The sequence below is a fragment of the Xanthomonas maliensis genome (assembly GCF_009192945.1).
Lineage (GTDB): Bacteria > Pseudomonadota > Gammaproteobacteria > Xanthomonadales > Xanthomonadaceae > Xanthomonas > Xanthomonas maliensis.
The window spans coordinates 25,916-35,981 of sequence record NZ_NSET01000077.1; the positions used below are offsets into that span (position 1 = coordinate 25,916).

A 10,066-nucleotide genomic window follows, 5' to 3' on the forward strand; every position below is an offset into this window, starting at 1 on the left:
TTTTACCGCCGGCCGCCTCAGCCGCGCAGCAGCAGGAACGGCAGCAGGACCAAGGCCGCCACTGCGAGCATGCCCAGCAAGGTCGCGATGACGAACAGCGGGCGACGGCGCAGCAAGCCACCGAAGGTCTCAGCGGTTCCGTCCGCCAGCGCCTGCTGCCGCTGCGCGCGTGCGCTCGCACCACGCTCGGCCTGGTAGTGATCGAGCAAGGCCTTGGCGCGCGGATAATCGGCCGCATCGCTGAGCCAGATCCCGCCCGCGGAGATTCCCCAGCTGCTCGGGCGCGTTTCGTAGGTCTGCAACGCATGCGAACGCAGCAAGGACCGCACGTCCTCGGCTTCGTCCTCGGGCACATTGCGCAAATTGAGCAGCAGTTTGGCCATGAGACGATGATAGCGGCAGGGATGCGATAATGCGGCTCTTTCCACCGGGGATGTTGCGATGCGCCTTCTGCTGCTGTGCATGCTGTCGTTGCTGGTCGGCTGTGCGCCGACGTTGCCGCCGTCCGGAGGCACCATCGCACGCTTCGAGCATATCGACCGCACGCTCGGCCAGGGCGCCGAAGCGACGCCAGGCGCATTGGTGAGCGTGCATTACACCGGTTGGCTCTACGACGAAAAGGCGCCGGACAAGCACGGCAAGCAATTCGACAGCTCGCTCGATCGCGCCGAGCCGTTTCAGTTCGTGCTAGGCGGCCATCAGGTCATTCGCGGCTGGGATGAAGGTGTTGCCGGCATGCGGGTCGGCGGCAAGCGCACCTTGCTGTTGCCACCGGATTACGGCTATGGCGATAACGGCGCCGGCGGCGTGATACCACCCGGGGCCTCGCTGGTCTTCGACGTCGAATTGTTGGGTGTGACCCCGCGCTGAGCGCAATGACGATGACGCAGACGACGCGACGGCTGGCCGTGATCGGTGGCGGACCGGCCGGTTTGATGGCCGCCGAAGTGGCGCGTGCCGCCGGCCTGGATGTCGATCTCTACGAGGCCAAGGGATCGGTGGGACGCAAGTTCCTGATCGCCGGCAAGGGCGGCCTGAACCTCACTCACTCCGATTCGCCTGAGGTGTTCGTCAGCCGCTACCGCGAACGCGCCGAGCCAGTGGCCAGCTGGCTGCAGGACTTCGATGCGCAGGCGTTGCGTGCATGGGCGCAGGCATTGGGCGTGGAGACGTATATCGGCAGCTCGGGGCGGGTGTTTCCGCTGGACCGCAAGGCCGCCCCGCTGCTGCGCGGTTGGGTGCGCCGGCTCAAGGAGCAAGGCGTGCAATTCCACGTGCACCATCGTTGGCTTGGCTGGGACACCGATGCGCGCTTGCGCTTTGCCAGCGCAGAGGGCGAGGTGTGTCGACCTGCCGACGCCGTGCTGCTTGCGCTGGGAGGCGGCAGCTGGCCGCAACTGGGTTCCGATGGTGCCTGGCAGGCACTCTTGCGCGAACACGGCATCGACGTCGCGCCCTTGCAGCCAGCCAATTGCGGCTTCGACATCGACTGGACACCACACATCGCCGAGCGTCATGCCGGTGCTCCGCTCAAACCGGTGGTGGCACAGTGGCAGGATGCGTCCGGCAACCTGCAGCACCTGCAAGGCGAATGCGTGCTGACCGCCACCGGCATCGAAGGCAGCCTGATTTACGCGCTGGCCGCCGATCTGCGGACGCAAATCGAACGCGATGGTGAAGCCTGTCTGCATCTGGACCTGGTGCCCGGGCGCAGCCGCGAGCGCTTGCAGGCCGATCTGACCAAACCGCGCAACGGTCGCAGCTTCGGCGAACACCTGCGTCGCCAGGCAGGCATCGACGGTGCCAAGGCGGCGTTGCTGTTCGAGATCCTCGGCAAGCAGGCCGGCGACGACATGGCGCAGGCGGCGGCCTGCCTGAAGCAGCTACCGCTGCGTCTGCGCAGGGCGCGTCCGCTGGCCGAGGCGATCAGCTCGGCCGGCGGCGTGCGGCTGGAGGCGCTGGATGCGCACTTGATGGTGCGAACACGCCCGGGCCTGTTCGTCGCGGGCGAGATGCTCGACTGGGAGGCACCGACCGGCGGATATCTGCTGACCGCGTGCTTTGCCAGCGGCGTGCGCGCCGCACGCGGCGCGATCCACTGGCTCGCTGGGAATCGCGTTACAGGCGATCGCTGATGGCCGCGCGCGGCCAGACCGACTTGACGTCATAGACCAGCGCGTCGGGCTTGCCGAGCGCGGCGATGCGTTCGGCGCTGAAGCCACGGTACTGGCGGTGGGCCACCGCCAGTACCACCGCATCGTAATCGCCGTGCTCCGGCAAGTCGCACAACTGCACGCCAGCGTGGCGCGACGCCTCGTCCGCATCGGCCCAGGGATCACAGGCGTCGACTTGCATGCCACGTGCCCGCAACAGGTGGACCAGCTCCAGGGCGCGGCTATTGCGCAGGTCCGGGCAATCCTCCTTGAAGGTCACGCCCAGGACCAGTACACGCGCTTGCGCGGCGGCGGTTCCGCGCGCGTGCAGCAGCGCGTCCACGCGCGCCGCCACATGCTGGCCGACCCGATTGTTGACCTGCCGGGCGGTGTGGATCAGGTCGGGGTGATAGCCCACGCTTTCGGATTTGTGCAGCAGATAATAAGGGTCCACGCCGATGCAATGACCGCCGACCAGGCCGGGGCGGAACGGCAGGAAATTCCACTTGGTCCCGGCCGCCTCGAGGACATCCAGGGTATCGATGCCCAGCTTGTCGAAGATCAAGGCCAGTTCGTTGACCAAGGCGATATTGACGTCGCGCTGAATGTTTTCGACCACCTTGGCGGCCTCGGCGACCCGGATCGAAGGCGCCCGCCAGGTACCGGCCTGGATGATGTCGGCGTACAGCGCATCGACGGCGTCGGCCGCCTGCGGGCTGGATCCGGAGGTGATCTTGCGGATATCGCGCAGGCGCCGCTGGCGATCGCCGGGATTGACCCGCTCCGGACTATAGCCACAGCAGAAGTCCTGATTGAAGCGCAATCCGGAGCCAGCCTCCAGCAGCGGGACGCAAACCTCTTCGGTGGTTCCGGGATAGACGGTCGATTCGTAGATCACCAGATCGCCGGGTTTGAGCACCGCGGCAATGCGTGCGGTCGCGCTGCGCAACGGCTCCAGATCGGGTTGATCGGCACTGTCGATCGGCGTGGGCACGGTGACGATGAAGATCGTGCAGGCGGCGAGCTCCGCAGCATCAGCCGTATAGCGCAGGCACACGGCGGCGGCGAGCTCGTCGCGATCCAGCTCCAAGGTCGCATCATGCCCCTGCTGCAGCTGCTGCACCCGTTGCGCATCGATATCGAAGCCCAACGTCGAGCGTCGTTCGCCGAAGGCCACTGCCAGCGGAAGACCGACATAGCCCAGTCCGATCACGGCGATCGGCGCCTGGCCGGACGGGGGGAGCGAGGGGATGGGCATGCGATTCCTGGAGTTCTGTGCGTGCAGCCGCGCACGTGCCGCGGGAGCATAGCGCACGCGGCAAGCCCCCGGCGGCGCGCCAACGCCGCGTCCTAGCCGTTGCGATTCACAATCGGCGCGCAATCAGGCACGCTATCGGCATGCCCGGGTGGCGAAACTGGTAGACGCAAGGGACTTAAAATCCCTCAGCCGCAAGGCTATGCGGGTTCGATCCCCGCCCCGGGCACATCCTTCAGCGCAACGACCGACAGTGGCTTTCCGCATCGATGGCGACCGCAATGTCGAATGAGCAGACCGGCATCGAGAATGCCGGCACAGGCGCTGATCGACGTAGCGGCAGCCGGCACGACGCAACCGTGCTGAGCAGGCAGCCGCCACCGATGGACAGCGCGCTCGCTGCCTCCCTGCCCGGCCTGCACCAACAGTGGCAATGCACCCTGCCCTGGCCGGACGCAACCGCGTTGCGGGTGCAGATCCTGGCCTTCGGCCGCGACGCCTTCGCCACCGAGGCCTTCGCGCAGGCGGACATCGCCTGCCCCGCCGCGATTGCCCGTAGCGTGCGCAAACGCCAGGCAGAGTATTTCTTCGGCAGGCTGGCGGCTCGCCAGGCGATGCGGCAACAGGCATTGATCGATCCTGCCGCGCCGGTGCAGGTCGGCACCGGCGGCGCACGCGAACCGCTGTGGCCGCCAGGCATCATCGGCAGCATCAGCCACACCGAACGCTTGGCCGCCGCTGCCGTGGTACCGGCGGAAAGCAGACGTGGCATCGGCATCGACCTGGAACATCTGGTGAGTCCGGAGGCACGCGAGGCCTTGCTCGCCGCGGTGGTCAATCCAGTCGAGCTGGACCTGCTGCACACCGTACAGATGGCGTGTGGATGGACGCACGATGCCTTGCTGACCCTGGTGTTCTCGGCCAAGGAGAGCCTGTTCAAGGCCAGCTTTGCCGCCGTCGGCCGCTACTTCGATTTCGCCGCCGCGCACGTGGTGGAGGTGCAACCAGCCGTGGGCCGCCTGCAGCTTCGGCTATGCGAGACGCTGTGCCAGCAATTGCCTGCGGGACAGCTGTGCACGATTGGCTTTGCATGGGTGGATCCACAGACCGTCATCACCTATCGGGTCTGGTGATCCCCGTAGCGACGGCGCGCCCCGCTCAGGGATCATGCCGCGCTTGGCAGTCTGGCGAGGCTGCAAGTGCAGCCATCCGGCAGCAGCGGTCCTTCAGCTGCAGCGGCCGACGATCGGCGCCATGAGGCCCAGCGCCAGACTCCTTCACAGGCCATTGCGGAGCCGCGACGGTACGCGGCCCGCACGCGGCTGCCGGGGCGTCCACTAGGTCTGCACTTCAAGGCGATGGCGAGTATCGGTGTCCTGCACCACTGCTTGCGTCCACCAACGCGCCAAGGAGCGGACATGCGGTGCTCGCAGCATCGTGAAGTGATCGCCGGGCGCGTGCCAAACCTGCAAGCCGGTGGCAAGCGCCCGCCAACCGGCGGCCTGTGCGTCGTGCTCGGCACGGTTCTGCGCCACATCGTGTCGCGGGTCATCGGCCACCGCCAGGTGCAAGCTGCCGGGATACCGCCAGGTCGGCCGATAGCGGGTACGCAACGCGCTGCCGAAGACCTGCACCATGCCGCGGATCGCCTCGCTGGGCGCACGCCGTGGCAGCAGACCGGTGCGCACCATCCCCGCATGCACCGCCTGCAGTTGCGCGGTGTCGTCCAGCTGCCGGAACGCGTCGATGTCGATGCCCAAAGAGGCCCCGCCAGCCAACTCCAACGATTCGATCAGGCGCTCGAAGACACTGGTTGCGGTATAGGATTGACCGACCACGCCATCGCCGCCAGGCACTTCGCAATCGAGCAGGGTCAGCGATGCGACCGCCTGGCCCTTCGCCTCCAGCTGCCGTGCCATCTCGAATGCGATCCAGCCGCCAAACGAATGGCCGAGCAAATGGATCGGTCGCTGGGTTGTCTGGATCAGGGCGTCCACGTAAGCGCTCGCGGCCACCTCGACGCTGCGATACGGAATCTGTTCGCTCTCCAGCCCGCGCGGTTGCAGCCCGTAGACCGGCCAGCCATCGCCCAGCGCGGCCGCCAAACCAATGAATCCGGTGACGTTGTCGCCTGCGCCAGGCACGCAGGCCAGCAGCGCTTTCGCGCCCGCACCGGCTTGCAGGCGAACCAGCGGATCATGGCGCGGCTGTCTGCGCGGCGGCGCCTGTTCGGCCGCTGCCAGCCGCTGGCTGATAACAGCTCCCAGCTTGGCGACATGCGGAGCCTGCAGCATCGTGTGGTGATTGCCCGGCACCCTGTCGCAACGCAAGGCATGCGGGGCGAGCAGCGCCTGCCAACCCGGCTGCGGATCGCTCACAGGCTGCTGTGGCAGCACCTCGGTGGCTGCGAACAGATGCACCGAGGCGTTGATCGGCATCGGCACGTAGTGCCGCTGCGCGTGCCCATGCGCTGCCTGCCGCGCCAGCGACTGCAGGATGGCGACATCGTCCTGGCCGGCCCACTGCGGTGGCAGCCACTCGCGCGATCGACACAACTGCAGCAGTGCCGGCGCGTCCCACTGCTGCACCTGCGCAGCGAGCGCCTGCAGATTGGCCGCGGCCGACGCATGGCCAGCGTCGTGCGACAACGCGGACAGGCAATTGCGCAGCAGCAACCTGCGCACCGCCAGCAGCGGATCGACGTACTCCGGCCCCAGGTCGAGATGTGCGGGGTGATAGGTGTCGATCAGGCCGACGAACTCGACGACCTCGTCGTTGGCGAGCAGCTGCGTCGCGATCTCATAGGCCAGCAAACCACCGAAGGACCAACCGGCGATACGGTAGGGGCCGTGTGCTTGCAGCTTGCGCAGATTGTCCAGCAGGCGTGATGCCAGTTCCTGCACGGTCTGGAGCTGTGGTGCGTCCAGCGCGACGGCGGTCAGTCCATGGATCGGCACGTCGGCGTCGATGTACTTGGCCAGTGGTGCGAAGTACAGATCCAGCCCAGTGAAATCGTGCACCAGGAACAGCGGGCGCCGATCGTTGGCACTGCGCACGGTCACCACGTCGGCCGGCGCCTGCAGCTGGCGTGCGCGTGCGATCGCGTCGGCCATGGCTGCGAGCGTGGGATGCAGGCTCAGGGTGGACAGCGGCAGCGACATCCCTGCCTGCTCCAACAAGCTACCCAAGCGCACCAGCGCCAGCGAGTGGCCTCCCAGCGCATGGAAATCGTCGTATCGCCCGATCCGGTCGATCCCTAGCACCTGGGTCCAGAGCCCTGCCAGCAGGAGTTCCAGTTCGCCTTGCGGCGGCACTTCGTCATCGACCGCGTGGTCTGCGCGCTCGGGCATCGGCAAGGCCTGACGATCCAGCTTGCCGTTGGCGGTCAGCGGCAACTGCGCCACCCTCACATACGCGGCCGGAAGCATGTAGTCCGGCAGCCGGCTGCGTAGATGCGTTCGCAGCGCCTGTGCGTCGACATCGCCAACAGCAACGTCACCGACGTAATAGGCCACCAGTTGCTTGGCATCGGGTGCATCTTCGCGTTGCACGACCGCAGCGCTTGCGACCGACGGATGCTGCTGCAGCGCAGAGGCGATCTCGCCCAGCTCGACGCGGAAGCCGCGGATCTTGACCTGGCCATCGTTGCGTCCCAGATACTCCAGCACGCCGTCGTGCCGCCAACGTACCAGATCGCCGGTGCGATACAGGCGCGCACCGCGCTTGCCACTGAACGGATCGGGCACGAAGCGTTCGCCGCTAAGCGCCGGCTGGTTCAAGTATCCCAGCGCAACGCCGTCACCGCCGATGAACAGCTCTCCGGCCACGCCGATCGGCAACGGCATGCCATGCGCATCGAGCACATAAACACGGGTATTGCCGATGGGACGACCAATCGGAATGGGGCCGCTGACTTCGTTGATGCGATGCGTGGTCGCGAAGGTCGTGGTCTCGGTCGGTCCATAGCCATTGAGCAAGGCTTGCGGCGCGCCCTCCGCCAGGACCTGTGCGACCACGGTCGGGTCGAGGACGTCGCCGCCAACGATCAGGTAGCGCAACTGCGGGAAGGCCGGCAACAGCTCGGCAGCCGCATGGTGAAACAAGCCGGCCGTCAGCCATAGCACGCTGACCGCCTCTTGCTGCAAGCAATCACGCAGCCGGCGCGGTGACAGCACGTCTTCCTGCGAAATCACCACGACGCAGCCACCGTTGAGCAGCGGCGCCCAGACCTCCAGCGTACTGGCATCGAAGGCAGGGTTGGCGGCAAACGCAACCCGATCGCTGGACAGGAACTCCGCATAGCCGTTGTTGCAGACCAACCGGCTGATCGCCCGATGCGGGACGCGAACCCCCTTGGGGAGCCCAGTCGAACCAGAGGTATACATCACGTAGGCATCGGAATCGCTGGACTGCGGCAGCTTGGGATCGTGGGTCGGCGCTGCACACAGATCGCAGCGATCGAGATCCAGCCGTGCAGTAGCGACTGCCAGCGCTTGCTCGCTACGACTGATCAGGTACCGCGCGGCGCTGTCGTCGAGTATCCGCTGCAGTCGCTCAGGCGGCGCTTGTATGTCGAGCGGCAGGTAAGCGGCAGCACATTTGCTGATCGCCAGCTGCGCGACCACCAGCTGCAACGAGCGCGGCAGACAAATCGCCACATGGTCGCCGGGCCGGACGCCGGCCCCGATCAAATGGTGCGCCAATTGGTTGGCCCTGCGATTGAGCTCGGCATAATCGCAGCGTTGGCTACCGTCGATCACCGCCACAGCGTCCGGAGTGCGTGTCGCCTGCTGCTCGAACAGCGCATGGACGGCCTCGGTGGACGGATAGGCGCGCTCGCTGGCGTTGAAGTCTTCCAGCACCCGCCGACGCTCGTCGGCAGGCAGCACGCACAGTTGGCCGACCGGCGTATCCGACCCGTGTTCGAGCGCGTCCACCAGCTGCACCAGCGCGCTCTGCACGAAAGCGCGGACCCGGTCGGCACCGATGCGTGGGCTGGCCTGCACACTCAATGCGAACTGTTCGCCGAGGTCGTCCACGTTCAACAACAGCGGGTAATGCGTACGCTCGCTGCTACCGAGCGCATGCATCCCCTTCCAGACATCGGACGTGGCGGATGTCTCGGTTGAGGTCGGACTATGCCGATAATTGAGCAAGGCATTGAACAGCGGCACCGAGGTGGGGACGCCACTGCAGCGCTGCGCCAGTGCCAACGCGGCATGCTCATGCGCCATCAATGCGCTGAGTGCAGCCTGCGTGCGGCGCGCCGCGGCGACAGCCGGAACATCGAGCCGCAAGCGGATCGGCAAGGTATTGATGAACATTCCGAGTGCGCGATCAGCATGCGCACTCCCCTGCATGCGCCCCAATAGCACGGTGCCGGAGACGACGTCGTCGCGCCCCACCCCGGCGCCCAACACCATTCCCCACGCCAGGTGACATAGGCTTGCGACGCTGAGCTGGAGTCGCCGCGCCTGCTGCCGCAGCCGCAATGCGAGCCCGGAATCCAACAATCCATCGCTCTGCTGCGTGGATTCGTCCTGGATCGCCTGGTCCTGACCACTGAAGGCCAGCGTTGGCATATCGAGATCTCCCAGGCATTGCCGGAAGAAGTCCTCGTGCTCGGCCACCGTCTTGCCCTGCAAGGCCTGCGCCACGTAGTTGCGGTACGGCACCGGAGCCGGCAGCCGACGCTCGCCTGCCACCGCCAAGGCCTGCATCTCCTCGTTAACGAGCGCGAGCGCGGTATGGTCCAGGGCAAGGTGATGGAACAGCAGCAAGGCCACGATGCGATCGTTGTGCGGATCCCACGCGTGCAACAGCCGCAACAAGGGCGCCTGTGCCAGATCGAGACGATAGCGGCGTGAGTCGAAGCGGGCCTGCAGCTGGCTCAGTACATCGCCCCCGGCCGCATCCACTGCAACCTGTTCGCAGGCCAAGGGCGCCTGCCGCCATACGATCTGCACGGGCGCCGACACTCCCTCCCAGACGACGCTGGTCCGCATGATGTCGTGGCGATCGACCACGCACTGCAACAGGTCGACGAAGGCACGCAAGCGTTCGTCATCGTCGAAGGCGAGCCGTGTCTGCAGTAGATAGGGGTCGCCCTGAGCCGCGGCCAGATGATGATAGAGCACGCCTTCCTGCAACGGCGCCAACGGATAGATATCCTGGACGTTCGTTGCTCCCCCGGGCACCGTCGCAACCAGGGCGTCGATCGCATCCTGCGATAGTTCGACCAGCGGCAACAAGGACGGGGTAATGCGCGTACAACCTGGCGGAATCCGGTTGGGTGGCAGCTCGCCCTGGCGCACCTGACCGACTGCACTCGCCAGGCTGGCGAGATTGGGGCGCTCGAACAACGTCCTGACATCGGTTGCGATGCCCTGTAGGCGCAGCCGCTCCACCAACGTCACCGCCAGCAACGAGTGCCCGCCCAGCTGGAAGAAGTTGTCGTGCCGCCCCACCTTCTCCACGCCCAGCACGGCTTGCCAGATCTCGGCCAGCGTCTGCTCCAACGGGCCTTGTGGCGCCTCATACTGCTGGTGTGCGTAGTCGTCCGCATCCGGTGCGGGCAGCGCCTTGCGATCCAGCTTGCCATTGCGCGTCAACGGCCAGCTCGCCAGCACGACGAAAGCACTCGGCACCATGTAGTCCG

General features: G+C 66.4%; 6 protein-coding genes and 1 tRNA gene. 4 read left to right on the top strand and 3 right to left on the bottom strand.

Annotated features, from left to right (window positions below; all coding sequences use genetic code 11):
* Window positions 1-17 precede the first annotated feature (17 nt).
* Window positions 18-383: a DUF6164 family protein gene (locus CKY51_RS20450; protein ID WP_031341089.1), complete on the bottom strand. Its 366-nt coding sequence runs from the start codon at window positions 381-383 to the stop codon at window positions 18-20.
* 58 nt (window positions 384-441) lie between these two features.
* On the opposite strand from CKY51_RS20450, the gene CKY51_RS20455 reads away from it, so the two are divergent.
* Window positions 442-870 (top strand): FKBP-type peptidyl-prolyl cis-trans isomerase, encoded by a 429-nt coding sequence (locus CKY51_RS20455; RefSeq protein WP_022974763.1) that lies wholly within the window; start codon window positions 442-444, stop codon window positions 868-870.
* 11 nt (window positions 871-881) lie between these two features.
* Window positions 882-2,135 (top strand): TIGR03862 family flavoprotein, encoded by a 1,254-nt coding sequence (locus CKY51_RS20460; RefSeq protein ID WP_031341088.1) that lies wholly within the window; start codon window positions 882-884, stop codon window positions 2,133-2,135.
* On the opposite strand, the gene CKY51_RS20465 is transcribed toward CKY51_RS20460, so the two are convergent.
* Entirely contained in the window at window positions 2,119-3,411 is a 1,293-nt protein-coding gene (locus CKY51_RS20465) for a nucleotide sugar dehydrogenase (protein ID WP_152249811.1), read from the bottom strand. The genes CKY51_RS20460 and CKY51_RS20465 overlap by 17 nt on opposite strands.
* Before the next feature lie 142 nt (window positions 3,412-3,553).
* On the opposite strand from CKY51_RS20465, the gene CKY51_RS20470 reads away from it, so the two are divergent.
* A tRNA-Leu gene (locus CKY51_RS20470) sits at window positions 3,554-3,637 on the top strand.
* 52 nt (window positions 3,638-3,689) lie between these two features.
* Window positions 3,690-4,541, top strand: coding sequence for a 4'-phosphopantetheinyl transferase family protein (locus CKY51_RS20475; RefSeq protein ID WP_022974760.1), 852 nt, complete (start codon window positions 3,690-3,692; stop codon window positions 4,539-4,541).
* Between the two features lie 204 nt (window positions 4,542-4,745).
* Here CKY51_RS20475 and CKY51_RS20480 read toward each other — a convergent pair.
* Window positions 4,746-10,066 (bottom strand): non-ribosomal peptide synthetase (locus tag CKY51_RS20480; protein WP_244952563.1); only part of this gene is annotated, 5,321 nt, incomplete at its 5' end.